Source organism: Frigoribacterium sp. CFBP 13729 (assembly GCF_014841875.1).
GTDB lineage: Bacteria > Actinomycetota > Actinomycetes > Actinomycetales > Microbacteriaceae > Frigoribacterium.
In genome coordinates this window covers 111,357-137,881 of sequence record NZ_JACYUR010000001.1, presented here as the reverse complement: position 1 = coordinate 137,881, position 26,525 = coordinate 111,357, and the positions used below count along the sequence as shown (strand labels likewise).

Annotated in this window: 21 protein-coding genes; 6 read left to right on the top strand and 15 right to left on the bottom strand. The window is 73.6% G+C overall.

What is annotated here, in order from left to right:
• Nucleotides 1-70 precede the first annotated feature (70 nt).
• Both IFT77_RS00545 and IFT77_RS00540 read left to right on the top strand, forming a co-directional pair.
• Entirely contained in the window at nucleotides 71-1,642 is a 1,572-nt protein-coding gene (locus IFT77_RS00545; protein ID WP_192168987.1) for an APC family permease, read from the top strand.
• Between the two features lie 102 nt (nucleotides 1,643-1,744).
• Entirely contained in the window at nucleotides 1,745-2,341 is a 597-nt protein-coding gene (locus tag IFT77_RS00540; protein ID WP_192041545.1) for a hypothetical protein, read from the top strand.
• Between the two features lie 18 nt (nucleotides 2,342-2,359).
• Here IFT77_RS00540 and IFT77_RS00535 read toward each other — a convergent pair whose 3' ends face one another.
• Nucleotides 2,360-2,854: a DUF427 domain-containing protein gene (locus IFT77_RS00535; protein WP_192041544.1), complete on the bottom strand. Its 495-nt coding sequence runs from the start codon at nucleotides 2,852-2,854 to the stop codon at nucleotides 2,360-2,362.
• A 116-nt stretch (nucleotides 2,855-2,970) separates the two neighbouring features.
• On the opposite strand from IFT77_RS00535, the gene IFT77_RS00530 reads away from it, so the two are divergent.
• Entirely contained in the window at nucleotides 2,971-3,438 is a 468-nt protein-coding gene (locus IFT77_RS00530) for a DIP1984 family protein (RefSeq protein ID WP_192041543.1), read from the top strand.
• A 383-nt stretch (nucleotides 3,439-3,821) separates the two neighbouring features.
• Here the strand turns inward: IFT77_RS00530 and IFT77_RS00525 are convergent, their stop codons facing one another.
• The 3 genes from IFT77_RS00525 to IFT77_RS00515 all read right to left on the bottom strand — a co-directional run bounded on the left by IFT77_RS00525 (nucleotide 3,822) and on the right by IFT77_RS00515 (nucleotide 7,726).
• A complete protein-coding gene (locus tag IFT77_RS00525; RefSeq protein ID WP_192168986.1) occupies nucleotides 3,822-5,570 on the bottom strand; it encodes a hypothetical protein in 1,749 nt (582 codons plus the stop codon).
• Nucleotides 5,567-6,748, bottom strand: a complete 1,182-nt coding sequence (locus IFT77_RS00520; RefSeq protein WP_192168985.1) for an OmpA family protein — start codon at nucleotides 6,746-6,748, stop codon at nucleotides 5,567-5,569. The genes IFT77_RS00525 and IFT77_RS00520 overlap by 4 nt, the downstream gene beginning before the upstream one ends.
• A 330-nt stretch (nucleotides 6,749-7,078) precedes the next feature.
• On the bottom strand, nucleotides 7,079-7,726 hold the full coding sequence (locus tag IFT77_RS00515; protein ID WP_192041540.1) for a helix-turn-helix domain-containing protein: 648 nt from the start codon (nucleotides 7,724-7,726) through the stop codon (nucleotides 7,079-7,081).
• A gap of 81 nt (nucleotides 7,727-7,807) precedes the next feature.
• Here IFT77_RS00515 and IFT77_RS00510 point away from each other — a divergent pair, with 81 nt between their 5' ends.
• Both IFT77_RS00510 and IFT77_RS00505 read left to right on the top strand, forming a co-directional pair.
• Complete coding sequence (locus IFT77_RS00510) at nucleotides 7,808-8,962, top strand: NAD(P)/FAD-dependent oxidoreductase (protein WP_192168984.1); 1,155 nt, start codon at nucleotides 7,808-7,810, stop codon at nucleotides 8,960-8,962.
• Nucleotides 8,959-9,684: a bifunctional 2-polyprenyl-6-hydroxyphenol methylase/3-demethylubiquinol 3-O-methyltransferase UbiG gene (locus tag IFT77_RS00505; protein WP_192168983.1), complete on the top strand. Its 726-nt coding sequence runs from the start codon at nucleotides 8,959-8,961 to the stop codon at nucleotides 9,682-9,684. The genes IFT77_RS00510 and IFT77_RS00505 overlap by 4 nt, the downstream gene beginning before the upstream one ends.
• Nucleotides 9,685-9,964: 280 nt before the next feature.
• Here the strand turns inward: IFT77_RS00505 and IFT77_RS00500 are convergent, their stop codons facing one another.
• The 5 genes from IFT77_RS00500 to IFT77_RS00480 form a co-directional block, all read right to left on the bottom strand.
• Nucleotides 9,965-10,414 carry a MauE/DoxX family redox-associated membrane protein gene (locus IFT77_RS00500; RefSeq protein WP_192168982.1) on the bottom strand — a complete coding sequence of 150 codons (450 nt, stop codon included), beginning with the start codon at nucleotides 10,412-10,414 and terminating at the stop codon, nucleotides 9,965-9,967.
• A 141-nt stretch (nucleotides 10,415-10,555) separates the two neighbouring features.
• Nucleotides 10,556-13,651 carry a glycoside hydrolase family 2 TIM barrel-domain containing protein gene (locus IFT77_RS00495; protein WP_371740961.1) on the bottom strand — a complete coding sequence of 1,032 codons (3,096 nt, stop codon included), beginning with the start codon at nucleotides 13,649-13,651 and terminating at the stop codon, nucleotides 10,556-10,558.
• A 149-nt stretch (nucleotides 13,652-13,800) separates the two neighbouring features.
• Nucleotides 13,801-14,805 (bottom strand): carbohydrate ABC transporter permease, encoded by a 1,005-nt coding sequence (locus IFT77_RS00490; RefSeq protein ID WP_192041535.1) that lies wholly within the window; start codon nucleotides 14,803-14,805, stop codon nucleotides 13,801-13,803.
• Nucleotides 14,802-15,794 carry a carbohydrate ABC transporter permease gene (locus IFT77_RS00485; RefSeq protein ID WP_244638373.1) on the bottom strand — a complete coding sequence of 331 codons (993 nt, stop codon included), beginning with the start codon at nucleotides 15,792-15,794 and terminating at the stop codon, nucleotides 14,802-14,804. The genes IFT77_RS00490 and IFT77_RS00485 overlap by 4 nt, the downstream gene beginning before the upstream one ends.
• Nucleotides 15,791-17,128 (bottom strand): ABC transporter substrate-binding protein, encoded by a 1,338-nt coding sequence (locus IFT77_RS00480; RefSeq protein WP_192041534.1) that lies wholly within the window; start codon nucleotides 17,126-17,128, stop codon nucleotides 15,791-15,793. The genes IFT77_RS00485 and IFT77_RS00480 overlap by 4 nt, the downstream gene beginning before the upstream one ends.
• 120 nt (nucleotides 17,129-17,248) lie before the next feature.
• Here IFT77_RS00480 and IFT77_RS00475 point away from each other — a divergent pair, with 120 nt between their 5' ends.
• Complete coding sequence (locus IFT77_RS00475) at nucleotides 17,249-17,917, top strand: TetR/AcrR family transcriptional regulator (protein WP_197980374.1); 669 nt, start codon at nucleotides 17,249-17,251, stop codon at nucleotides 17,915-17,917.
• A gap of 87 nt (nucleotides 17,918-18,004) precedes the next feature.
• Here IFT77_RS00475 and IFT77_RS00470 read toward each other — a convergent pair whose 3' ends face one another.
• The 6 genes from IFT77_RS00470 to gabT all read right to left on the bottom strand — a co-directional run bounded on the left by IFT77_RS00470 (nucleotide 18,005) and on the right by gabT (nucleotide 26,418).
• Nucleotides 18,005-19,558 (bottom strand): amino acid permease, encoded by a 1,554-nt coding sequence (locus IFT77_RS00470; protein WP_192041533.1) that lies wholly within the window; start codon nucleotides 19,556-19,558, stop codon nucleotides 18,005-18,007.
• Entirely contained in the window at nucleotides 19,555-20,490 is a 936-nt protein-coding gene (locus IFT77_RS00465) for a universal stress protein (RefSeq protein WP_206758548.1), read from the bottom strand. The genes IFT77_RS00470 and IFT77_RS00465 overlap by 4 nt, the downstream gene beginning before the upstream one ends.
• A 5-nt stretch (nucleotides 20,491-20,495) precedes the next feature.
• Nucleotides 20,496-21,929, bottom strand: a complete 1,434-nt coding sequence (locus IFT77_RS00460; protein WP_192168979.1) for an NAD(P)/FAD-dependent oxidoreductase — start codon at nucleotides 21,927-21,929, stop codon at nucleotides 20,496-20,498.
• 103 nt (nucleotides 21,930-22,032) lie between these two features.
• Nucleotides 22,033-23,475 carry an aminobutyraldehyde dehydrogenase gene (locus tag IFT77_RS00455; RefSeq protein WP_192168978.1) on the bottom strand — a complete coding sequence of 481 codons (1,443 nt, stop codon included), beginning with the start codon at nucleotides 23,473-23,475 and terminating at the stop codon, nucleotides 22,033-22,035.
• Between the two features lie 85 nt (nucleotides 23,476-23,560).
• The gene (locus IFT77_RS00450; RefSeq protein WP_192168977.1) at nucleotides 23,561-25,063 is read right to left on the bottom strand and encodes an NAD-dependent succinate-semialdehyde dehydrogenase; all 1,503 of its coding nucleotides are present in this window, start codon (nucleotides 25,061-25,063) and stop codon (nucleotides 23,561-23,563) included.
• Entirely contained in the window at nucleotides 25,063-26,418 is a 1,356-nt protein-coding gene (gene gabT, locus IFT77_RS00445; RefSeq protein WP_192041528.1) for a 4-aminobutyrate--2-oxoglutarate transaminase, read from the bottom strand. The genes IFT77_RS00450 and gabT overlap by 1 nt, the downstream gene beginning before the upstream one ends.
• Nucleotides 26,419-26,525 lie beyond the last annotated feature (107 nt).

Below are 26,525 nucleotides of genomic sequence, written 5' to 3'. Positions count from 1 at the left end.
CTCGGCACGCTCGTTGCACACGCTGCAACTTCGCGGGCAGCACGTGACCCGGGCCGCGCGGCGGAGCAGGATGGGCCGTCAACCGGACCCGTGCAGCACCGATGCGCCCCAGGAGGCCCTCGTGTCGACGACCACCACCCCTCCCGACCAGCCGACCGCCGCCTCCGGCGCTGCCCCCGACGGGGAGGAGAAGACGGAGCTGAAGAGGGTCATCGGGCCGAAGCTGCTGCTGCTCTTCATCGTCGGCGACATCCTCGGCACGGGCGTCTACGCGCTGACCGGCCAGGTCGCCGCCGAGGTCGGCGGGGCCGCCTGGCTGCCGTTCCTCATCGCGTTCGGCGTGGCGCTCGTGACCGCGTTCTCGTACCTCGAGCTCGTCACCAAGTACCCGCAGACCGCCGGCGCCGCCCTCTACGTGCACAAGGCGTTCGGGGTGCACTTCGTGACGTTCCTCGTCTGCTTCGTCGTGATGTGCTCGGGGATCACCAGCGCCTCCACCGCCTCGCGGGCGTTCGCGGCGAACCTCGCGGTCGGCGTCGGGCTCGAGCTGCCGAACATCGCCGTGATGGGCATCGCGATGGGCTTCATGCTGCTGGTGATGCTCGTCAACTTCCGCGGCGTCAGCGAGAGCGTCAAGGCGAACGTCGTGCTCACCCTGGTCGAGCTGTCCGGTCTCGTGATGGTCATCATGATCGGCTTCTGGGCCATCGCGGGCGGCAATGCGGACCTGTCGCGCGTCACGATCTTCGAGACGCCCGGCGACAAGTCGCTGCTGCTCAGCGTGAGCACGGCGACCTCGCTCGCCTTCTTCGCCATGGTCGGCTTCGAGGACAGCGTCAACATGGCCGAGGAGACCAAGGACCCGAGCCGCATCTTCCCGCGCACCATGCTCACGGGCCTCGGCATCACCGCCGTCGTCTACGTGCTCGTCTCGATCTGCGCCGTCGCCGTCGTCCCGATCGGCGAGCTCGCCGACAACGAGACGCCGCTCGTCACGGTCGTGGACACGGCCGCCCCCGGCTTCCCGATCGGTCAGCTGCTGCCGTTCATCTCGATGTTCGCCGTCGCCAACAGCGCCCTGATCAACATGATGATGGCGAGCCGGCTGCTCTACGGCATGAGCAAGCAGGGCGTGCTGCCCGGGTTCCTGTCGAGGGTGCACCGCACCCGCCAGACCCCGTGGGCGTCGATCGTCTTCACGACGGCGCTCTCGCTGCTGCTGATCGGCTACGTGTCGCTCAGCCCGGAGTCGCCCGTCGTCGCCGTGCTCGGCGGCACGACGTCGCTGCTGCTGCTCGTCGTGTTCGCGATCGTCAACGTCACCGTGCTCGTGCTGCGCCGCGACGACGTCGGCCGGCACCACTTCCAGGCCGGGCGCGTGCTGCCCGTCGTCGGCGTCGTCGCCTGCCTCTGGCTGGTGCTGCCGTTCTCGTCCGGCCGGGGCGGCGAGCAGTACCAGATCGCCGGCATCCTGCTGGCGATCGGGGTCGTCCTGTGGGTCGTCACGATGATCTCGCGGCGCGGACGCGGCGGCGGAGGAGGCGTCGATCGGGGAGCCGGCGGCGGCGCCCGAGCCGAGGAGGCGCGGGTCGCGTCGACCGGCGACGCGGGCGACCCCGAGGCGGTGCCGCCCGCCCGCTGACCGAGGTGACGTGAAGGATGCCTGCCGGGATCGTCCAGGACAGGGCCCTATATTCGGTCGGGTCCACCCCGTCCGACCCCGTCACCGCCCCGGGAGCCCGCCGTGCGCCGTCTCGTGATCGCCGCCTCCGTCGTGTTCTGCGGCGGGGTCGTCGCCCTCGTCGTGGCGCTCGTGATGGTCGTGGCGTCGCTGGCCGGCACGCCGGACGAGCCGTCCGAGCCGGTCGCCGTGGGCGTCACCTGCCCCGACGTCGAGCCCGTCGTGGTCGGCACGATCAGCGTGCCCGCCGGGCCGATCGCGGGCTACTGCCAGGACAGGCTGATCAACGCCGCCTGGATCATGGAGGCGGCGAAGGCCCAGGGCATCGGCACCCACACCCAGGCGATCGGGGTGATGACCGCGATGGGCGAGTCGAGCCTCCGGAACATCGACCACGGCGACGAGGTCGGTCCGGACAGCCGGGGGCTGTTCCAGCAGCGGGACAACGGCCAGTGGGGCACCTACGAGCAGCGCATGGACCCGTACACGGCGGCGACGAGCTTCTTCACGAAGCTGGTGCGGATGCCCGGCTGGAAGGAGCTGACGCCGACCCAGGCCGCGCACGCGGTGCAGGTCAACGCCGACCCCGACCACTACACGAAGTGGTGGGCGGACGCCGAGACGGTAGTCGCGGCCCTGACGGCGAGTCCCGCTCCGTAGCTCGACGCCTCGACGCGGCTACCAGCCGAGGGTGCCGGGGGCTCCCTTGAACGGTCCGACGACGCGCGACGTGATCCAGCCGCCGTAGAAGTCGCCGTCCTGTGCCTCGACGACCTCGCCGTCGACCTCGCACGAGTCGAACCGGCTCGGGTACAGCGCGACGTGGTCGGCGAGCATCTCGTAGCCGGGCCAGGGGCTCGGGTAGGTCCACCCTGCCGAGGAGGCGGTGGTCCCGCCGCCCCGGACGTCCAGGTAGCGGGCCGTCCCCTTGAACTCGCACATGCTGCGGCCCTGGCCCGCCGACAGGGCGCCGTCGACGAACGCCTCGCGGGGCAGGTACCAGACCGGCGGGTGGCTCGTCTCGAGCACGCGGTAGGCGCCCGTGGTGTCGGCGACGACCTCGCCGCCGAGCCGGACGACGACGCGCTCGGGGCGCGCCTCGACGCGGGGCGGCCTCGGGTAGTCCCAGACGGATTCCTGGCCGGGCCCGGGCTCGATGCGCTTCGCTCTCATGGCGCCATCCTGCTCCCGGCGGCTGGGCGACCGGCCGTGCCGCCGCCTCCTGCGCGACCGGCGGCGGTGCCTGCGGCGGCGGTGCCCGCGGCGCCGGTGCCTGGCAGGATGGCGGCATGAAGCTCGCCGAGGCCCTCATGACCCGTGCCGACCTGCAGCGACGGATCGCGCAGGCGCAGGAGCGGATCCGCCAGAACGCCCGCTACCAGGAGGGCGAGGAGCCCGCCGAGGACGCCGCGGCCCTCGTGGACGAGGTGTCGCGGTCGCTCGACCGCCTCGAGGAGCTGGTCGTCGCGGTCAACCTGACCAACGCCTCCGTGCTGCTCGCCGACGGTCGCACCATGACCGCCGCCCTGGCCCGCCGCGAGACGTTGCGCGCGCGGCACAGCCTCCTGTCGAGCGCGGCCGACGCGGCCCAGGGCGCCGGCGGCGGCGGCTTCCGTCAGCTGCGCAGCGAGCTCCGCCAGTTCGCGGCGCTGCCCGTCGCCGAGCTGCGCCGTCGGGCCGACGACACGGCCCGCGAGCTGCGCGAGCTCGACGTCGAGATCCAGCGCACCAACTGGGAGGCGGACCTCACGACCTGAGACGAGGCACCACCGCGCGCGGAGAGTCGGTAGACGCCTCCCGGAGCGAGCACGAGCCGTGGCCGGCGGTCATCCCGGCCCCTGTCGGCGCGAGGGCAGCGCCATCCCCGCATGATGCAGCCCTGCACGCCGCACAGGTGACGTCTCATCGACGACGTCTCATCACCGTGTGCTGGCCGGGCGACGTCGAGGGCGGGATCGGGGACCTCTCCGCGCAGCACTGCCAGACGCGTCCGGGCCTGGACGCAGCTGCGCACTCGGGGTGGGTGCGGTGGGCTGACTGCCTCGGCAGGCGAGAAGGGACACCGCGGGCGTGGGCCCGCGCCTGCGGCGTCCCCTGACGCCGTCGAGCCGGCGGGGCGGGGCGCGGGCGTGGGCGCGCGTCAGTCGGCGAGGTCGGTGACGCGCGGCGCCCGGATCTGGCCGAGGGCCTCGTCGAGGCCGCCCCGGGCCGGGCGGACGACCGGCAGGGCCGCCCCGACGTGCACCGTCCCGGCGAGCGACCGCGTGTACCGCAGGGTGCGGGTGCTCGGGCCGCGGTTCGCCCGGCGGTCGCCGGTCTGCTCGATCCGGGCGGCGGCACGTTCCGCACGGGCCGAGACGACCGCGACGCGTCGCTCGAGCCGGTCGAGCTCGAGGTGCAGCTTCCGGTCGCGCCGGTGGGCCTTCCGCAGGTGCCGCCCGAGGTGCAGGAGGCGGTCGGTCGCGCTCGTGCCGTCGCGCAGCTCCGTGCGGTAGATCAGGTGCCCGATGCCGGCCATCACCACGCCGATCGCGACGCCCAGCAGCAGCGCCAGGGGCAGGGGCGCCCCCGAGACCAGGGCGTCGTCGACGATGCGCACGCCGATCAGCACGCCGGGCAGCACGGTCAGCACGTGCACGTAGACGAGCTGCAGGCGGAGCTGCACCGCGCCGTCGGGCACCACGACCTCGCCGGAGTCGTCCTTGTGCACCCGGTGCGCGTGCCCGAAGTGGTGCAGTGCGTAGGCGACGCCGAGGGTGAAGAGCAGCGCGAAGACGATCGACGTCGTGAAGGCGATCGGGTCGGTCGCCGGCATGAACACGTCGACGTTGAGCACGCGGGACATGAAGTAGGCGAACAGCGCGAAGTCGGCGAGCACGAAGAACAGCAGGAGGCGCTTGCGGGCCCGCGACTCGGTGCGGTGCTTCTCTGAGCCCGAGTCGAGCGACGCCTCGATCGCCACGGACAGCCGGTCGGCGGTCGCCCGGGCCTCGTCCCGGGTCACCGTGCGGCCCGTCGTGTCGAGGAGGGGCTCGTCGCCCGAGCGGTCGAGGCGTCGGAGCACCTCGCGGTGCCGCGAGCTGAGCGCGGTGAGGCGGCGCGCCGCCGGGTCGAGCACCTGCCGCGTGCGACGGGCCAGCCACCTCTCGGCCGCGACCTCGGTGCGCAGCCGGAGCGCCGCCTCCAACGGGGTGTGGTCGTCCACGCCCTCGGGCAGGTCGGCGCGCAGGCGCTCGTCGTGCAGGCGCGGGGCCGTGGCGACGTGCCGTGCCGGGATCGGACCGACGCCGACGAGCGAGAAGACGAGGTCGCCGGTGGGGATCGCTTCGACGGCGCGGGCTCGCGGGAGCGTGCCGGCCGGGCGGGGCGCCGGGAGCGGGGCGGGCGCCGTCGCCGCGGGTGAGCTCGGGGCGAGAGAGCTCGGGGCGACGGCAGTCGGGACGGAGGCTCGCGGCGCGGCAGCGGTCGGGACGGCAGCAGGCGGGACGACAGCGGTCGGAGCGGCAGCAGCGGTCGCCTCGGGTACCGTCGACGCAGCGGAGGTCGCCGCGACGGCTCGGGTCGGGGTGGCGCTCCTCCCGGTCGGATCGTGGTGGGGACCACCGGTGAGGCGGTCCCGCACGCGGGCCTCCCGCCAGGCGTCCAGCCGGTCCGTCGGGCGGAGGCCCGTCCGGCCGGGCACGGGCTCGGTGACCTGGTCGTCGGACCGGCCGTCGAGGCGCTCGGTCACCTGGTCGTCGCACCGGCCGTCAAGGCGCTCGGTCACCTGAGCATCGGGCCAGCCGTGGAGGCGCTCGGTCACCTGCGCGTCCGGCCAGCCGTCGAGGCGCTCGGTCACCTGGTCGTCGGGCCGGTAGTCATGGCGGGAGTCGGGGCGGATGTCGGTCATGACGCGGTGTCCTCACTGCGGAAGGTGATCTCGACGCGGCGGTTCTGCGCCGCGAGCTGGTCGTCGAAGACGCCGCCGGGCAGGTCGTCGACCACGGGGTCGGCGTCGCCTCGGCCGACGACGTCGCCGAGCGTGCCGGTGGGGGCGCCGAGGCGCACGAGGGCGTCGTGGACGGCCTGCGCCCGGTCGAGGCTGAGCTGCTCGCCGTCGACGACCCCGGCGCGGGTGTCGGCCGCGTGGCCGACGATGTCGGCGGCGACCCCGGACGGGCACCGTCCGAGCTCGTCGGCGACGCCCTGCAGGGCCGTGTCCGCGGTCGAGCCGAGGGCCGCGGAGTCGCCGCCGAAGAGGACGGCGGCCGAGAGCACGAGCGGAGCGGTGCACGGCGTCGCGTCGCTCGTCACGGGCACGACGGGCACCGCCGAGGAGGCGACGGGCGCCTCCTGGGACGCGCCCGCTCCCCCGTCGGTGCAGCTCGTCGCCCCGGCGGCGTCGCAGATCGCGAGCCAGAGCTCGGACAGGCGGCTCGTGGACGAGATCGACGGCGCGGGCTGCGAGCCGGCCGTGCGGCCGAGCCCGACGAAGGTGACGGCGTGCCCGCCCAGGTCGGGCAGGGCGCCCTGGTCCGCGAGGGTCGAGGCGACCGCGGCCGGGTCGAACGACCAGCCGAGCTGCCGGAGGTCGAGGGGGTCCGCGGTCTGCACGCCGCTCGACACGACGACGATCGACCCGCCGTCGTGCAGGGCCGCCGCGGAGGCGAGCACCGAGAGCAGGTCGAGGCCCTCGTCGCCGGCGGTGAGACCGGCCACGTCCGAGCCGAGCTCGTCCAGGGCCTCGGCGACCGCCGCCTCCCTCTTGTCGGGGACCTGCTGCACGCGGTCGGCGGTCAGCATCGGGGTCAGGTCGTGGGCCGACGCGGACGACGTGCCCTGCACGACGACGTCGACGCTGCCCTCGGCGGGCTGGTGCGCCGCGAGCGCGTGGGCGGAGACGGCGTCGGCGGCTCCGGCCCCGAGCGAGGGCAGCGGCTCGGCGGACGTGGCGGTGAAGCCGAGGACGAGCGGCTCGGGCGACGCGAGCGTGCAGCCGGCGAGGGCCGTGAGCGCGAGGGCTGCGGCTGCCGTGGCGGCGACCGCGCGGAGAACAGGTCGTCGGGACGCGGGGGGTCGTGGGGTCATGGCGGGTCCTCTGGATCGCGCGGGGCAGGCCCGCTCGGGGACGACGAGCGTCCGGACCTCGAGCGTAGGAACGGGCCGTGCCCCGCCGCAGCCTGCCCAGGGATGACCGGGACCCTCCTCCGGGATGAACCGGGCTCCTCCTCAGGTCGCGACCGCCGGCCAGGCCGACGTCCACACCGTCGAGGTGCCCCGAACGGCTGCCCGCACGCCCGCTGACCGACGATCCGGGGCAAGTCGACCGCGCGCGTGCCCTCTCGACGAGAGGGGCGGCGACCCGCCCTCGATGCAGAAGACCCGCCCTCGAGAGACGTGCAGCGCGTGCGGGGCGGGTCAGGCGCCGAGGCGCCCGGGCGGCGCCGCCCGCACGTGCATGCGCTCGCCCTGGCGGCCGAAGAGGCTGAGGAACTCGACGGCTCCGGGCCCGACCCGGCCGAACCAGTGCGGCGTGCGCGTGTCGAACTCCGCGGCCTCGCCCGCGGGCAGCACGAGGTCGTGCTCGCCGAGCACGAGCCGCAGCCGCCCGCGCAGCACGTAGAGCCACTCGTAGCCCTCGTGCACGCGGGGGTCCGGCTCGCCCGGCGGCACGTCGGCCTCGATGAGGTGCTTGAACGCCTGCAGGCCTCCCCCGCCGCGCGACAGCGGGACGATCGTCTGGCCGTGCATCGTGACGGGCCGCAGGTGGATCCGCGGGTCGCCGGTCTCGGGTGCGCCGACGAGCTCGTCGAGCGGGACGCCGTGGGCGCGGGCGAGCGGCAGCAGCAGCTCGAGCGCGGGACGTCGCTGGCCCGACTCGAGCCGCGAGAGGGTGCTCACCGAGATGCCCGTCGTCTCGGCGAGCTGGGCGAGGGTACGGCCGCTCGTCGCCCGCAGCGCGCGCAGCCGGGGCCCGACGGCCGCGAGCACGTCGTCGGTCGAGGCGTCGGCTCCGGCGTCGGACCCGCCGAGGGAGCCGTGAGGACGAGCAGGATCGTGAGCCATGCCGCGATCTTGCCACATCGGCAACAGAGCTTGCAGGTCGAGGAGGTGCCGGTCGAGCATGGTCCCAGGAGGTCACCCACCATGACGAACGCCCCGCAGCACCCACCCCGCCCGCTCGCCACCACGATCGCGACGACCGCGACGACCTACGACGTGGTCGTCGTCGGCGGCGGCGCCGCCGGCCTCAGCGCCGGCCTCACCCTCGCCCGCGCCCGCCGTCGCGTGCTCGTCGTCGACGCCGGCGAGCCGCGCAACGCCCCCGCGGCGGGTGTGCACGGCTTCCTCACCCGGGACGGGATCGCCCCGCGCGAGCTCACCCGGCTCGGCCGCGCCGAGGTGGAGCAGGTCGGCGGCGAGGTCGTCGACGGGACCGTGACGCGGCTGGAGCGCGGCGGCGGCGAGCCCGGCGACGCCTCCGTCGCCGAGGCGTCGGCCACGGGGGCGGACGCAGGAGGCGCCTCCTCGTTCACTGTCTCGCTCACGACGCAGGGCGGCGCCGAGCACGTCGTCCGGGCCCGACGGGTCGTCGTGACGACGGGCCTCACCGACGAGCTGCCGGAGGTCGACGGGCTCGCCGAGCGCTGGGGCCGCGACGTCGTGCACTGCCCGTACTGCCACGGCTGGGAGATCCGCGACCAGGTGATCGGAGTGCTCGGCACGACCCCGTTCGCCGTGCACCAGGCGATGATGTTCCGGCAGTGGAGCGACCGCGTGACGCTCTTCGTGCACGAGGCGCCCGAGCCGTCCGACGACGAGTGGGAGCGGCTGGCCGCCCGCGGCGTCCAGGTCGTCACGGGTCGCGTCCGGTCGCTGCGGGTCGAGGGCGACGCGCTGACGGGTGTCGTCGTCGACGGCGCACCCGTGGTGCCCGTCGGCGCGCTGGCCGTCGCGGCGGCGGTGCGCCCGAACGGCGACCTGCTCGAGCCGCTCGGCCTGGTGCACGAGCCGCACCCGATGGGGCTGGGGACCGTGATCGCCTCGGACCCGCTGACCGGGGCCACGACCGTGCCCGGGCTGTACCTGGCCGGCAACGTCGCCGACGCGCGGATGCAGGTGGTCACGGCCGCCGCCTCCGGCGTGGGGGTCGCGGTCTCGGTCAACATGGACCTCATCACCGAGGACACCGACCTCGCCGTGGAGGAGCGACGTCGCCCGTTCGGCGTCCGCGCCGAGGCGGAGAACACGACCAGGGTGCTCGGCGACCGCCGGCACGGACTCGAGGGAGCACGACGATGACGCAGACGACCGGGCAGCACCCGCACGACGAGGACCAGCCGGAGCACGGGCACGGGCACGGGCACGGAGGAGACCAGCACGAGCAGCCCGCCTCGGACGAGTGGGGCCGCGACTACTGGGAGGACCGCTACTCGGCCCCCGGCCTGCAGTGGAGCGGGCGCCCGAACCCCGTCCTCGTCGACGAGGCGAGCGGGCTCGAGCCGGGTCGCGTGCTCGACGTCGGCAGCGGCGAGGGCGGCGACGCGATCTGGCTCGCGGGCCGCGGCTGGCAGGTGACCGCGATCGACATCGCGCAGGCAGCGCTCGACAAAGCGGCGGCCCGGGCGGCCGAGGTCGACGAGGAGGCGGCGGCCCGGATCACCTGGGAGCAGCACGACCTCGCCGAGTGGGCTCCCGCGCCAGGGTCGGTCGACCTCGTGTCGTCGCAGTTCATGCACCTCGCCGACCCGGTGCGCGCCGCGCTGTTCCGGACGCTTGCGGAGGCGGTGGCGCCCGGCGGGACCCTGCTCGTCGTCGGGCACGAACTGTCCGACCTGGCCGCGGGGGCCGGTCGGCACGGCAAGGAGGAGCTGATGTTCACGATCGACGACGTCCTCGCGGCCGTCCCCGACGACGGCTGGACCGTCGAGGTGGCCGAGTCGCGCGCGCGGCAGGTCCCCGCGACGGACGGCGGGACCACCACGGTGCGCGACGTGGTCGTCAAGGCGACCCGCGCCTCCTAGTCCGCCCGCCCCAGCCCTGCTGGCCCCGCAAATGCCGACCGGAGGCCAGCTCCGGGCACCACAGCACCCGGACTGTCCACTATTGAAGGTCTCGAGGTCGGCATTTGCGGGCAATCGCACGTGTCAACCGTCGTAGGCGCGGTCCCGACCCGCAAATGCCGACCGCGAGCCGGCTCCGGGCACCACAAGATTCGGATTTCCCGGTATTGGAGGCCTCGCGGTCGGCATTTGCGGGAGAGGAGATCGGGACGGGCGGCGTAGGGGCAGGAGACGCCAGGGGTCAGCGGCGGCGGCGCAGGCGGTCGAGCACGACGCGGCGGTCGCGCCAGGCGCCCGTCGACCAGAGCGCGACGAACACGAGCAGCGGCTGGAACGGGAGGCGCAGCCAGCGCTTGGCGTCGGTGTCGAGCCCGAAGGCGCTCGTCCGGGTCACGAGCTGCGAGATGTTCCCCGGGAAGATCGCGACGAAGAACGCCGCCGCCACGAGCCCGACGGCCACGCGCCAGCGACCGAGCGCGATCAGCGAACTGCCGAGCGCGATCTCGACGACCCCCGACGCGAGCACGACCGCGTCGTCGTCGATCGGCAGCCACTCGGGCACCTGCGCCTGGAAGTCGTCCCGCGCGAAGCTGAGGTGGCTGGCACCCGCGAAGACGAGCACGGCTCCAAGCAGGAGGCGGGCGACGGTCCGCGGGACGGACGTGGGACGGGCTGCGGTGCGCTTCGACATCCGACCAGTCTGCTCCTGCCGGGGACGCCGAGTGGTCGGTTCCAGTCGTTCCGTGCTGCACGGATGACCAGGACCGACCACTCGGCGGGCCCGGCCCGGGCCGAGCTGGGCCAGGGCCGGGGGCCCGGGCCGAGCGGTCCCCTAGCCGAGCGCGGTCAGCCGCAGCCGCATCGACCGAGCCGACGGCCGCAGCACGTGCGGCGCCGACACGTCGGGCCCGCAGGCCCGCGAGCCGAGCCCGTTCTGCGCCGCGTCGAGCCACAGGTAGGTGTGGTCGGGTTCGGGCAGCTCGTGCGGGTGGCGGGCGGCGTCGACCTGCTGCGCGGTGTGGCGGCGCAGCGTGAAGCCGGGCAGCCGGCCGAGCTCGTCGCCGACGGCGTCGACCCGCAGCCAGTCGCGGCCGTCGGCGCCGGTCAGGTCGAGGCTCCGCAGGTCGCTGCGGTGGCCGCTCTCCTGCGGGCGGGCGTAGTCGACGACGAGGTCGTCGACGGCCGCCGTGTAGCGCCCGACGACCGCGGCGTGGCGGCTGTCCGGGTACGACTCGTGCGGCCCCGTGCCGAACCACGACGCGGTGGCGACGTCGGTCGGCAGGTCGAGGCGCACTCCCACGCGGGGCCAGGAGGTGTCCCAGCCGGCCGTCGGCACCAGGTCGAGCGCGAGCCAGAGCTCGCCGCCCTCGAGCGACCAGCGCTCGTCGACGGTCACGGCCTGGCGGGCGTCGGCGGCGGCCCAGCGGGTGCGGACGTGCACCTGCGACTCCGTCGCCGTGATCTGCTCCACACGCGGCGTCATGCGGTCGAGCCCGAGCCGCAGCCAGGTCGTCTCGGCGCTCGGCAGCTCCGCCAGCAGGTACTGGTCGGCGCGGTGCCGGTCGCGCATCACGTCGACGTCGCGGTCGCGCGGCACCCAGCCGCGCCCCTGGTCGTTGTCGGTGGGCGCGCGCCAGAGCTCGAGCCGCGGCCCGTCGACGGGACGACCCGCCAGCGACACGAGACGGCCGTCGACGAACGACGCCGGCCCGAGGTCGAGCCGACCGGAGGAGGCGCCCGCCAGTCGGTCGCCGGCGGCACCGGGCACGCCGGGTCGCAGCGTCGACGGCGCACGTCGCGCCGCAGCGGCAGGCGTGAGGTCGAGCTGGGCGGTCGCGAGCACGTGCCCCGCGGGCGCCCACTCGGCGTCGGCCGCGGTCACGACCCGCACCGTCGCCCAGGTCTCGCCCGAGGACGAGACCGGCAGTCCGGGGACGGCCAGGACGACCGTCTCCCCCGCGGCGAGGGCGTCGTCGCCGACGCCGGCGACGGGGAGGTCGGCGACCAGCGCCTCCTCGCCGTCGTGCTCGACCGTGAGCCGGACGACCACGTCGGAGGCGTCGGCCGAGTGCCGCAGGTTCGCCACGGTCACGAGCGCCTCGGCACCATCGGCACCATCGGCGTCCTCAACGTCGGCCTCCCCCGCGGCCAGCGACACGCGGATCGGCGCGACGACCTGCGCCCACTCGTACAGGCCGGGCGACGGGGTGTCGTCGCTGAGGACCATCCCGTCCATGACGAAGTTCGAGTCGTGCACGACCTCGCCGAAGTCGCCGCCGTAGGCGAAGAACTCGGTGCCGTCGGCGGTGCGGTGCCGCAGGCCGTGGTCGCGCCACTCCCAGACGAAGCCGCCGTGCAGCCGCGGGAACTCGTCGACCAGCGCCTCGTACTCGTCGATCGCGCCCGGGCCGTTGCCCATCGCGTGCACGTACTCGCAGAGCAGGAACGGCTTCGACCGCTGGCGCGCCGCCTCGGCGGGCGTGCAGCCGAGCAGCTGCACCGACTCGTCGCCGCTGCCGATGGCGCGCGTCTCGTCGACGAACGAGTACATCCGCGAGTACACGTCGGTGTAGGCGCCGGTGTAGTCGCCCTCGTAGTGCACGGGACGACCGGTGTCGCGGGCGTGCGTCCACGCGGCCATCGCCGCGAGGTTGCGGCCGGTGCCGGCCTCGTTGCCGAGCGACCACATCACGATCGACGGGTGGTTCTTGTCGCGCTCGACGGTGCGCACCATCCGGTCGACGTAGGCGTCGTGCCAGGCGGCGTCGTCGCTGGGGTTCTCGGTCCAGGCGTCGCGCTCGAAGCCGTGCGTCTCGAGGTCGCACTCGAGCACGACCCAGAAGCCGAGCTCGTCCGCGAGGTCGAGGAGGCGCGGGTGCGGCGGGTAGTGCGACGTGCGGATCGCGTTGACGTTGAACCGCTTCATCTGCAGCAGGTCGCGGCGCGCCCACTCCTCGTCGAAGACGCGGCCGCGGTCGGGGTGGGTCTCGTGCCGGTTGACGCCGTGGAACACGACGCGGCGGCCGTTGACGGTGAACAGGTCGCCGTCGATCCGCACGGTGCGGAAGCCGAGCCGGAGGCTGACGACCTCGGCGCCGAGCGCGCTCGACACCGTGGCCTCGTAGAGCCGGGGCGTCTCGGCCGACCAGGGCTCGACGCCCTCCGCCAGCTCGACGGGCGCGACGTCGGCGGCCGTGGCCCAGGTCACGTCCACGCCGAGCTCGGGCACCGCGAGGGTGACCGGGAACGCGTCGGGGCCGCCCGTGACCTCGGGGACGATCGTCGCGCCTCCTGCGGTCTCGCCCGCCGTGCCGTGCCAGGAGGTGCGCAGCCAGACGTCGTCGAGGCCGCCGACCGGGCGGGCCTGCAGCGTGACGCTGCGGAAGATGCCGGGCAGCCACCACTGGTCCTGGTCCTCGACGTAGCTCGAGGCCGACCACTGGTGCACGCGCACGGCGATGACGTTCTCGCCGGGGCGCACGGCGTCGGTGACGTCGAGCTCCTGCGCGAGGCGGCTGCCGACGCCGACGCCGACGTGCACGCCGTTGACCCAGACCGCGTAGCGCGACTCGACGCCGTCGAACCGCAGCAGGACGCGCTCGGCGCCGTCGAACGAGGCCGGCAGGTCGAATCGTCGGCGGTGGTCGCCGGTCGGGTTCGCGTCGGGCACGAAGGGCGGCTCGGTCGGGAACGGGAACTGCACGTTCGTGTAGATCGGCGCGCCCCGCTCGCCGTCGCCGGTCAGCACCCAGTGCGACGGCACGGCGATCGACTGCCACGACGAGTCGTCGAGGTCGGGGTCGCCCACGCTGTCGACGGCCTCGCCCTCGGGCAGCACGCCGCGGCCCCCGGGGGTGCCGGGCGCGCCGGGCAGCAGACGGAACGCCCACTCCCCGTCGAGCGACAGGGTCGGCGCGTCGGTGTGCAGCCACGACCGGGCGGGGCTGCGGCGACCGGTGCCGGGACCGGTGTCGGCGAGGTAGTCGCCCGGCGCCGGTGCCGAGGCCGCCGGGCTCGGCGACGCGAGGGTCTCCGAGCTGGGGGCCGAGGAGGCGGCGGACGAGGAGGCGGGGGTCGTCACTTGACGGATCCTTCCGTGAGGCCGCCGCGCCAGAAGCGCTGGAGGACGACCATGGCGATGACCAGAGGGATGATCGACAGCAGCACGCCGCCGGTCGTCAGCTGGTAGAACTCGGGCAGCCGGTCGGTCTGGCTGAGCCAGTTGTTGAGGCCGAGCGTGACGGGGAACTTGTCGACGTCGCTCAGCATCACGAGGGGCAGGAAGTAGTTGTTCCAGATGCCGACGAGCTGGAACAGGAACACCGTCACCAGCGCGGGCGTGAGGATGCGCAGCCCCAGGGTGTGGAAGATTCGGAGCTCGCTCGCGCCGTCGAGGCGGGCGGCCTCCATCAGCGACGTGTCGACGGTGGCCTGGGCGTAGATCCGGCAGAGGAACAGGCCGAACGGCGACACCAGCGACGGCAGCAGGACGCTCCAGTAGGTGTTGGCGAGGCCCATCTGGCTGAACAGCAGGAACAGGGGCAGTGCCGTGGCCGTGCCGGGAACCAGCACGCCGCCGAGGATCGTGCCGAAGACGGCGTTGCGCCCGCGGAACTCGTACTTGGCGAGGGCGTAGCCGCCGGCCGCGGCGAAGTACGTCGCGATCAGGGCGCCGACCCCGGCGTAGAGCACCGAGTTGCCGAGCCAGCGCAGGAAGATCCCGTCGCCGTAGGTGAGCACCTGGCCGAGGTTGTCCCACAGGGCGAAGGTCGGGGCGAACCAGAAGCCGAAGGTGCCGAAGAGGTCGCCGGTGGTCTTCGTCGCGGCGACCACGACCCAGTAGACCGGGATGAGGAAGTACAGCGCGACGACGACCAGCACGGCCGTGACGATGATGGTGGAGGCGCGGCTGCGGCCCGCGGATCGGTCCGGCCCGTTGTTCGCCGACCGGCGGGCGGCGGCTCGACCCTCGCCGCGCCTCCTGCCCTGGCCGGCCGTGACGATGGACTCGGTGTCGGTGGGCTGCTCGGCGACCGAGGCGCTCGTCGCGCTCGTCGCGGAGCCCGAGGCACGGGGGCTCATGCGGACTTCCTGTTCGTGATGGTGAGGAACACGATCGACAGCGTGAACGCGACGAGCGCGATCAGCACGGACTGCGCCGCGGCGACGTTGTAGTCGTTGTAGGCGAATGCCGTCGTGTAGGCGCTGAGGTTCGGCGTGTACTGGCTGTCGATGGCCGGTGCGACGCGCTGCAGCACCTGGGCCTCGGCGAAGAGCTGCAGGGTGCCGATGATCGAGAACACGGCGGTGAGCAGCAGGGCCGGGCGGATCAGCGGCAGCTGGATGCTCGTCGCGACCCGCAGGGCCGACGCCCCGTCGACCTTGGCGGCCTCGTACAGCTCGACCGGGATCGACTTGAGCTGGGCGATGATGATCAGCATGTTGTAGCCGGTGTAGCTCCACGTGACGATGTTGGCGATCGACCAGAGCACGGTGTTCGCGCCGAGGAAGTCGGGCGAGACGCCGAAGACCTCGGCCACGTCGATGATCGGGCTGAGGCCCGGCACGTAGAGGAACGACCAGAGGATGGTCGCGATGACGCCGGGCACGCCGTACGGCAGGAAGTACGCGGCACGGAACACGCCCGGCCACTTGGCCGACGCCGACTCGAGCAGCAGCGCGAGCACCGTGCAGAGGATCAGCATGACCGGCACCTGGACGATGCCGAAGAGGAACATCCGGCCGATCGAGGCGACGAAGTTCGGGTCGCCGATCACCTGGGCGTAGTTGTCGAAGCCGGCGAACTCGGTGACGACGCCGGCCTCGCCGAAGAGGCCGCCGCGGGTCACCTTCGTGAAGCTCGACACGAGCGCCATGAGGATCGGGACGATGAAGGTCAGCAGGAACAGGGCGAGGAACGGGAAGAGCAGCACCCAGGGGGCGCGCTTGACGGCGCCGGACGACGCGCCCTTCCTGCGGGTGGCGTCGCCGCCTCCGTCGCGACCCCGGCCGGGCGCCGTGGCGTCCGTCGCCGCTGCCGTCTCGGGCCGCGTCTCCATCCCGGCGCTCATGCGCTCGCCTTGCGGATCGAGAGGCCCTTGTTCTGCATCACCGAGATGATGTCCTTCTCGGCCTGTGCGACGGCGTCGACGAGCGTGCCGCCCGAGGCCTTGCCGCGGAAGCCGTCGCTCAGGATGTTGAACGACTGCTGCGTGACGGGCCACCAGCTCCAGTCCTGGTTCTGGCTGGACTCCTTCGTGGCGGGCACGAACACCTCCTGGTTGTAGTTCTGGCCGCTGAAGAAGGCGCTCGGCTTCTCGCGGAGCGTGCCGACCACGTCCACGGCCGGCGACCAGCCGATGCCGCAGAACTCGATCAAGGCGTTGACGCCCTCGGGGGTGGTGGTCATCCAGACGGCGAACTCGAGCGCCTCCTGCGGGTGCTGGCTGTTCGCGAGGATGGCGGCGGTCGAGCCGCCGAGGAAGCTCGAGGCGTAGCCCGAGTCCCAGGTCGGCAGGGGCGCGACCTTCCACTTGCCCTCGGCGCCGCTGACGCCCTCGATCAGGGCGTCGCCCCACGAGCCGGTCGCGACGGAGGCGATCTTCCCGTCCGCCGCGGCCGAGAACCAGGCCGGGGTGTAGGCACCGTAGGCGGTGGTGACGATGCCGTCGTCGATCGCCTTGTCGAAGAACGCCGCGACCTTCAGCGTGGCGTCGTCGGTCATGTCGATGACCCAGCCGTCCTCCTCCGCGGTGAACCAGGAGGCGCCTGCCTGCGTGGCGTAGGCCGCGAACGGCGAGGCGTCGGCGAGCGGGAACGAGTCCATCAGCACGCCCGCGCCCTTGAGCTCGGCACCGACGGCCGCCCACTCGTCCCAGGTGGCGGGCACGGCCGCGCCGACCTGGTCGAAGACGGCGGGCTGGTAGAACATGCCCATCGGGCCGCTGTCCTGCGGCACGGCGTAGATGCCGCCCGTGTAGCTGACCTGGTTCCAGAGCGTGGGGTCGTACAGCTCCTCGTACTTCTCGGCGCCGTAGCGCTTGAGGTCGACGACGCCGTTGGCGAGCAGGAACTCGGGCAGCGAGCGCAGCTCGACCTGGGCGATGTCGGGCCCGGCGCCCGCGGCGAGCGCCGAGTAGAGCTTCTGGTACCCGCCCGCGTTGCCGCCGGGGATGAACACGGTCTCGACCTGGACGCGGTCCTGGCTCTTGTTGTAGAGGTCGGTCACCTGGTCGAGGCCCTTGAGCCAGGCCCAGTACTCGAGGCGGACCTTGCCGGCGGCCGGCGGGATGGTCGGCAGGGTGTTGACCGAGGTCGTGCCGGGCGTGGCGCAGCCGGCGAGGACGGCGGCGGCGGACGCGCCGAGGCCGAGGCTCAGCAGCTGCCGACGACTGAGAGGACTCATCAGGACTCACTTCGTTGTGGACGGGACGAGACCGACCGTAACACGGCTTTTCGAGTGGTCGCTCGAATTTGGGACGCGGATGCGCACCGAGGAGCCGCGGGTCGTCGTAGGCTCCCGGTCATGACCGAAGGCGCTCCCGTGACGACCCGTGGCCGCGGCGCCCGCGGCGGCCGACGCGGCCCGTACGCGAAGTCCGCCGAGCGGCGGTCCGCCATCGTCGAGGCGGCGTTCGAGGTGTTCACCGCCCACGGGTACCAGGGCGGCTCGCTGCAGCGCGTCGCGGACGTGGTGGGCATGAGCCAGACGAGCCTGCTGCACTACTTCCCGTCGAAGAGCGACCTGCTGCTCGAGGTGCTCCGCCGACGCGACCAGATGTCGAGCGGCGAGTTCGTTCGGGGGGACGGCGTCCAGCTCGCGGGCGACGTCGAGCGCCAGGCTCGGTACAACGAGGGCGTGCCCGGGCTCATCGGCCTCTACACGGTCCTGTCGGGCGAGGCGGTGACCGAGGGCAACCCCGGCCGCGGCTACGTCACGGAGCGGCTCGCCGGCCTGCGACGGGACTACGCCGCGGACTTCCGTGCCCTGGCCGAGGTCGGCCGGCTGCGCGAGGGCGTGGACCCCGACCGGGCGGCCGCCGGGCTCGTCGGGCTGTGGGACGGCGTGCAGCTGCAGTGGCTGCTCGCCCCGAGCGAGGTCGACGTGCCGCGGCTGCTGCGCGACTACCTCGACCTCGTGATCCTGCCTGCCGCGACGGACGACGGGGCCGAGCCCGCGCCTCCTTCGGTCTGACCTACCCCCAGGGCGGGTCGATGCGGTCGAGGGCGGGTCGTGAAGGACCCGCCGTCGACCCAGGTGACCCGCCGTCGACCTGGGGGGTCACTCGGGCAGAGCGGCCTGCCCCTCGCGCTCGTCGCCGGCGACGCCGGCCCGGAGCCCCTCGCCGCGGAAGAACGCGGGGCGCAGCCGGGCGTTGACCAGCATCACCACGACGCCGCCCACCAGGATGGTGACGCCGAGCAGGAACACCAGCCCGACCCCGCCGATCTGCGAGCCGCTGCCGTAGTCCGGGTCCATGCTGTCGACCAGCGTGGTGACGAAGAGCACGGCGAGGATGAGCCCGCCGACGCCGGGAGCGACGATCTGGAAGAACAGGTTGCGGGCCCCGGTGCGCCACTGGTGCCGGAAGTACCAGACGCAGGCGAACGCCGTGAGCCCGTAGTAGAAGCAGATCATCATGCCGAGGGTCGTGATCGTGTCCCAGAGGACGTCCTCGCTGATGAAGCGCATCACCGCGTAGAAGACGCTCGCGACGACGGCGGAGGCGAGGGTCGCGTACCCGGGGGTGAAGAACCGCGGCGAGACGCGGGCGAACTTCGGCGACAGCGCGCCGTAGTGCCCCATGGCGAGGAGCGTGCGGGCCGGCGACACGAAGGTCGACTGGAGGGAGGCGGCGGAGCTGCTCAGCACCGCCAGCGACATCAAGACGGCGAGCGGCCCGAGCACGGGCCCGGCGAGCGCCGAGAACGCGTTGCCCTGGATGTCGGGGTTGCCGAGCCCGACCCCCTCGTCGCCGAGGCCCGCGAAGGTCATCGAGGCGAGCGAGACGAGCAGGTAGACGAGCACGATGATGACGACGGTGAGGGTGGCGGCGCGGCCGGGGGTCGTCCGCGAGCCGCTCGTCTCTTCGGACATCGTCAGCGTGACATCCCAGCCCCAGAAGATGAAGATCGACAGCGACAGCCCCGCGGCGAAGGCCGAGAAGGTCGGCACCGTCAACGGGTTGAACCAGTCGAGCGAGATGGCCGTGGCGTCGAACGCCGAGCCGCCGCCGACCCGGACGAAGGCGACGATCGCGAAGCCGACCAGCACGAGCAGCTGGAACCCGACGAGCCAGTACTGCACCTTCTGGGTGGTCTGCATGTCGCGGTACGAGATGACGGTCGCCCCGGCCATGAAGGCCAGACAGGTGACGACGTTGATCAGCGGGTTCGCCGCCAGGTCGGCGATCGACGGATCCGAGAAGACCTGTCCGAGCAGCAGGTAGAAGAAGTCCACCGCGATCCCCGCGAGGTTGCTCAGCACCACGATGGTCGCGACCACCAGCCCCCAGCCGGCCATCCAGCCGACCCACGGGCCGAAGGCGCGGACGCCCCAGGTGAACGAGGTGCCGCTGTCGGGCATCGCGCTGTTCAGCTCGCGGTAGCCGAACGCGACGAGGAGCATCGGGATGAACCCGACCAGGAAGATCGCGGGCAGGTGCGTGCCGACCTGCGCGATGGTCGGGCCGAGGGCACCGGTCAGCGTGTAGGCGGGCGCGATGCACGAGATGCCGATGACGACGGCGCCGATCAGGCCGACGCTGCCGGCGCTCAGGCCCTTCGACGACAGGGTCTGGTCGGCGGCGACACCGGACTTCTTGAGGATGCTCACGGGGTGGTCCCTTCGGGGTGGGCGCCGCCCGGGGCGACGCCGGTCCAGGTCGTGCGGGCATCGTGGTCACGAGGAACCACCACGAGGGGGACGGGGACGCCGCGCACGATCTTCGCGGCGACGCTCCCGAGGAACAGCCGACGAGGCTGGGCCAGACGACTCGAGCCGACGAGGGCGAGTTCGTCGTCCCGCCAGGTGAGGGCGTCGATCGCGTCGGCGATCCTCGGGCCCGGGGCGATCTCGACCGTGACGTCGAGGTCGGCGGGGACGCCGTCGAGCGCGATGTCGCGCATCCGCTCCGCGTGCTCGCGTGCCTCGTCGTGCAGGGCGCGCTCGCGGTCGTCGCGGTCGCGGCGCTCGCCGTCCCCGACGGAGTCGAGCGGCACGAGCGAGACGAGCCGCAGCGGGACGCGCGCCGCGGCGGCCGTGGCCACCGCGGCGTCGACGACCGCGCGGGCGCCGGCCCGGGTGCCGACGGCGGCCGTCACGCTGCCGAAGCTGCGGACGCCCCGCTCGGCGAACCCGGCGGGGGCGATCGCCACGGGTACGGGCGCGGAGTGCACGAGGACTCCCCCGACGCTGCCGAGGTGCAGCCGGCCGAGGGTCCCCTCCTTGCCGGCGCCGATCACGATCGCGTCGGCCTCGAGGTCGGCGGCGGCCGCGACCAGGCCCTCGGCGAAGGTCTCGGCCCGGACGAGGTGCGTCGTGGACGTGACGCCGGTCGGGACCTCGGCCGCCGCCTCCTGCAGCCAGCCCTCGGCGAGGTCGTCGAGGTGCCGCTCGTAGCTGGGCGCGGTCGGGACGAGGGAGGCGCGGCCCTGGTCGTGCAGGACCATCACGAGGTCGAGGCGCACGCCGAGCGTGTGCGCGAGGGCCGTGCCGAGGGCCAGGGCGTCGTGCCCCGCGGGGGTGTCCAGGTACCCGACGACCACGCTCCTCACGAGACGGCCGCTCCGGCGTCGGCGCTCTCGGGCTGGCCTGCGGACGCGGCCTGCGCGGATGCGTCGGCGTGTGCGTCGCGCTCCGCGAGGATCTCGGCCGCCACGTCGTGCCCGACGCGGATCGCGCCGTCGACGTGCTGGAACCCCTCCGCCGCGATGTCGCTCGACGAGAAGCGGATCGGCCCGACGGGCACCCGCTGGTCGTGGCCCCAGCGCGAGAGGCCGCCGAGGTCGAAGCTCGTCGCGTACGCGCCGCCCGTCCACTCGTCGCTCGCCCAGTCGCTCTCGAAGTAGACGACCGGCTCGGTCGCCTGCTCGCCGTAGTACGAGGCCAGCGACGCGAGGATCGCCGCGCGTCGCTCGTCGGCCGGCAGGGCGAGGAGGCGGTCGGCCTTCTCGTCGCTCACGAAGCCGACAAGGGTGCCCCGCGGGTCGTCGTGGTTCGAGTTGTCGTACGCCTCGTGCACCACCTGGTACGGGCTGAACGCCGTGCCCGAGAGACCGGCGTCGCGCCAGAACGGCGTCTCGTAGACGGCGTGCACCTTGATCACGAGGCCGAGCGAGACGTGCTGGTGCCACTGCTGGCGCAGGGCGGGCAGAGCGGGCAGGTACTCGATGCGCGAGTAGAGGTTGGGCGGCACGGCGACGACGGCCCAGCGGGCCGCGACGCGCAGCTCGGGCGTCGACGCGACGACCCCGTCGGCCGACCACTCGAGCGTCTCGACCGGCTGGCCGAGGCGCACGGCGTCGCCGAGCTGCTCCGCGAGCGTCAGCGGCACCCGCTGCAGACCGCCCACGACGCGCTTGTCGAGGATGAAGTCGGCGTCGACGAGGTTGCTGAAGCTGCCGGCGCTCGACGCCATCTGCAGCGCCTGGAGCAGCGAGAACGAGTGGGCGGGCTTCGTGAGCATCGCGTCGGCGATGAAGAGCGCGATGTTGGCCCGCGCCTCCGCGTCGTCGCTCTGCTGCTCGAGCCAGGCCGAGAACGAGACGTGGTCGAGCTCGGCGGCGCGCGGGTGCTCCCAGGGGGCCGCGACGTCGGTCTCGGCGACGAGCTCGTCCATCACGACGATGAGCCGCTCGATCTCGGCCTGCGTGTGCTCGGAGGCAGGGAAGATGTCGCCCGTGAAGCGCGACGCCGTGCCGTCGGCGGAGACGTAGACGCTCTCGCCCTCGCGCCACCGGGAGTACGTCTCGAGGCCGAGCTCGCCGAGCGTGGCGATCAGGGCCGTCTGGTCGGGCGACACCCACTGGCCGCCGAGCTCGAGCATCGCCCCGTCGATCGTCTCGGTGCGCAGCCGGCCGCCGACGCGGTCACGTGCCTCGAGCACGACCACGTCGAGGCCCGCCGCGCGCAGGTCGGCGGCCGCGGTCAGGCCGCTGGCCCCCGCGCCGATGACGACGACGTCGCAGGTGGTGGTGTCGGTCATGGGGTGGTCTCCGTCGCTGGTGCGGGCACCGGGTGGTGCCGAGTGAGTGTGGGGGTCGGGCTGGGCCGGGGCGGTCCCGGCCGAGACGGTCAGGACGGTCCGGTCAGGACGAGGCGCGCGGCGAGGCGTGTGCGCTCATCACGTGCTTGACCCGGGTGTAGTCCTCGAGGCCGTAGGCGCTGAGGTCCTTGCCGTAGCCGGAGCGCTTGAAGCCGCCGTGCGGCATCTCGGCGGCGAGCGGGATGTGCGTGTTGATCCAGACGCAGCCGAAGTCGAGGTCGCGGGCGAAGCGCTCGGCCGTGGTGTGGCTGTCGGTCCAGACGCTCGAGGCCAGGGCGTAGGGCACGCCGTTGGCCAGCTCGAGCGCCTCGTCGGCCGTGCCGAACGACTGCACGGTGAGGACCGGGCCGAACACCTCGGCCTGCACGACGTCGTCGTCCTGACGCACGCCCGTGACGACCGTCGGCGCGAAGTGGAACCCCGTCCCGCCGACGGGGTGCCCGCCCGTCGCCACGGTCGCGTGCGCGGGCAGCGAGTCGACGACGGCCTGGACCGCGGCGAAGTGCCGCGCGTTGTTGAGGGGCCCGTAGGAGGCGCCCTCCCCGGCGTCGGGACCGGTCGTCGTCGCCTCCGCGGCGCGCACCAGCGCGGCGACCAGGTCGTCGTGGACCGACTCGTGCACGATGACGCGGGTCACCGCGGTGCAGTCCTGGCCGGCGTTGAAGAAGGCCGCCTCCGCGATCTGGGGGGCGACCACGTCGACGTCGACGTCGGGGAACACGACGGCGGGCGCCTTGCCGCCGAGCTCGAGGTGCACCCGGGCCACGCGGTCGGCAGCGGAGGTCGCGACGGCCACGCCGGCGCGGACCGAGCCCGTGATGGCGACCAGCCCGGGCACGGGGTGCTCGACGAGGGCCTGGCCCGTGCTCGCGTCGCCGAGGACGACGTTGAAGACGCCGTCGGGCAGGATGCCCTTCGTCAGGGATGCGAGCACGAGGGTCGACTCCGGCGTCGTGTCGCTCGGCTTCAGCACGATCGTGTTGCCCGCGGCGAGCGCAGGGGCGATCTTCCAGATCGCCATCATCAGGGGGTAGTTCCACGGCGTCACCTGGGCGACGACGCCGATGGGCTCGCGGCGCACCGACGAGGTGAGCCCGTCGAGGTACTCCCCCGAGGCGATGCCGTCGAGCCGGCGGGCCGCCCCGGCGAAGAACCGCACCTGGTCGGCGCCGACGGCGACCTCCTCGGCAGCGATGATCGCCTTCGGCTGCCCCGTGTCCCGGTGCTGCGCCTCGACGAGCTCGTCGCTGTGCGCGTCGAGGGCGTCGGCGAGCGCGAGCAGCGCGGCCTGGCGCACCGACGGCGTGCTGCGGCTCCAGCCGGGGAACGCCCGGGCCGCGGCCTGCACCGCCGCGTCGACGTCGGCCGCGTCGCTCACGGGCGAGACCGCGACGACCTGCTCCGTGATCGGCGAGACCACGTCGATCGTCGCGGTGCCGTGGGCGTCGACGTACCGGCCGTCGACGAAGTTCTGCAGGGTCGCCATGGTGTCCTCTCGGTGGTGCTCGGTGCTGGTGCCGTGGTGCTCGGGGCCGTGCGGGTCGGGTCGGGCGGTGCTGGTCGGCTCGGGCTCAGCCGTCCGGCTGGAGCGCGTAGGTCGTGTCGAGGTACTCGTGGATGCCCTCGCTGCCGCCCTCACGCCCGAGTCCCGAGTGCCCGACCCCGCCGAACGGGGCCGCGGCGTTCGAGACCAGGCCGGTGTTGACGCCCAGCATGCCGGTGCGGAGCCGTCCGAGCATGCGTCGTCCACAGGCCAGGTCGGTCGTGAACAGATAGGCCACCAGGCCGTAGGGAGTGTCGTTGGCGAGCCGGACGGCGTCGTCCTCGTCGCGGAACGTCGTGACGGCGGCGACCGGGCCGAAGATCTCCTGGTGCATCAGGTCGGCGTCGCGGGGCACGTCGGCGAGCACGGTCGGCGCGAAGAACGAGCCGGCGCCGTCGATCGCCGAGCCGCCCGTGACGACGCGGGCGCCCCGGGCCACGGCGTCGACGACGAGCCGCTCGCAGGTCGCGACGGCGCGGTCGTCGATCAGCGGGCCGAGGGTCGTCCCGTCGGCCGTGCCGGGCCCGACCACCATCGCCTCGACGCGCTCGGCGAGGCGGCGCGTGAACTCGTCGGCGACCCGTTCGTGCACCAGCAGGCGGTTCGCGGCCGTGCAGGCCTGCCCGCTGTTGCGGAACTTGGCCAGCATCGCCCCGTCGAGGGCGGCGTCGAGGTCGGCGTCCGCCATCACGACGAACGGTGCGTTCCCGCCGAGCTCCATCGAGGTGCGGAGCACGTTCTCCGCCGCCTGCGCGATCAGCACCCGGCCGACGGCGGTCGAGCCGGTGAACGAGAGCTTCCGGAGACGCGGGTCGGCGAGCAGGGGCCCGGTCACCCCGGCCGCGTCCGTCGTGGTCAGCACGGTCACGACGCCGTCGGGGACGCCGGCCTCGCGCAGCAGCCCCGCGAACGCGATCGTCGTGAGCGGCGTCAGCTCGGCGGGCTTGACGACGACCGTGCAGCCGGCCGCGAGGGCAGGAGCGATCTTGCGGGTGGCCATGGCGAGCGGGAAGTTCCACGGGGTGACGAGGTAGCTCGGCCCGACGGGTCGGTGCGTGACGATCATGGTGCCGGTGCCCTCGGGGACGGGACCGTACCGGCCCTGGACGCGCACCGCCTCCTCGGAGAACCAGCGGAGGAACTCGCCGCCGTAGGCGACCTCGCCGCGCGCCTCGGCCAGGGGCTTGCCCATCTCGAGCGACATGAGCAGCGCGAACGACTCGCGGCGCTCGACGAGGAGGTCGAAGGCCCGGCGCAGGGTCTCTCCGCGGACGCGCGGCGGCGTGGCGGCCCACTCGTCTGCGGCGGCCACCGCCCGGTCGAGGGCACGGATCGCGTCCGCGGGGCCCTGGTCGGCGACGAGCGCGAGGACCTCGCCGGTCGCCGGGTCGTGCACGGGGAAGGTCGGGACGCCGTCGAGGGCCGGCGCGGCGGCGCCCTCGCGCACGAGCGCCACCACGTGAGGGGGGAACCCGGGCAGCGCTGCGGCGTCGGGCCGCGTCGTCCGTGCGACCGTCGACACGGGGGTCATCAGGCCGACCCGAGCGCGGCGGCGACGACGTCGAGGCCGTCGTGCAGCAGCGCGTCGTCGATGGCGAGCGGCGGCAGGAACCGGATCACGTTGCCGAAGGTGCCGCAGGTGAGGACGATGACGCCCTCGGCGTGGCAGGCGGCGGCGATCCGGCCGGTGAGCGCGGCGTCGGGCTCGCCGGTGAGCGGGTCGACGAGCTCGATCGCGATCATCGCGCCGCGGCCCCGGACGTCGCCGATGCGCGGGTCGCCCTGCTGCAGCTCGTGCAGGCGGCCGAGCAGCAGGTCGCCGATGGCGGCCGCGCGCTCGAGCAGGCCGTCGTGCTCGAACGACTCGATGGCCGCGAGGGCCGCGGCGCACGCGATCGGGTTGCCGCCGTAGGTGCCGCCGAGGCCGCCGACGTGCGGCGCGTCCATGATCTCGGCCCGGCCGGTGACGGCCGAGAGCGGCAGCCCGCCCGCGATGCCCTTCGCCGTGACGACCAGGTCGGGCACGATGCCCTCGTGCTCGCTGGCGAACATGCGGCCGGTCCGGGCGAAGCCGGTCTGCACCTCGTCGGCGATGAAGACGACGTCGTTCTCGCGGCACCAGGCGACGATCGCGGGGAGGAAGCCGGGCGCCGGCACGATGAAGCCGCCCTCGCCCTGGATCGGCTCGATGACGACGGCGGCGAGGTTCGCGGCGCCGACCTGCTTCTCGATCTGCGAGATCGCACGCGCCGCGGCCTGCGGCCCGTCGAGCCCCGCGTCCCGGTACGGGTACGACAGCGGGGCGCGGTAGATCTCGGGGGCGAAGGGCCCGAAGCCGCTCTTGTAGGGCATCGACTTGGCGGTGAGCGCCATCGTCAGGTTCGTGCGGCCGTGGTAGGCGTGGTCGAAGGCCACGACGGCGGACTTGCGCGTGTACGAGCGGGCGATCTTGACGGCGTTCTCGACCGCCTCCGCGCCGGTGTTGAAGAGCGCCGAGCGCTTGTCGTGGTCGCCGGGCGTGAGCCGGTTGAGCGCTTCGCAGACCTCGACGTAGCCGTCGTAGGCCGTGATCATGAAGCAGGAGTGCGTGAAGCGCTGCACCTGCTCGACGACCGCCTCCACGACGCCGGGGGCCGAGTTGCCGACGCCGGTCACCGCGATGCCCGAGCCGAGGTCGATCAGGGTGTTGCCGTCGACGTCGACGAGCACGCCCCCGCCGGCCGCCTCGGTGAAGACGGGCAGCGAGACGCCGACGCCCGCGGCGACCGCGCCGCGCTTGCGCTCCATCAGCTCGCGGCTGCGCGGACCGGGCACCTCGGTGACGAGACGGCGGCGCTGCTCGAGGCCGGGGCCTCCGCGCGGGGTGGTGACTGTGGTGCTCGACATGCAGGCGCTCCTTCGACGTTGCGGCGACTCTAGGGAGCCGGGGCACACCTCCTCGACCGACAGTTCGTCGTGCTCGGCGCGATCTTCTGCCAGATCGGCAGGCCGGT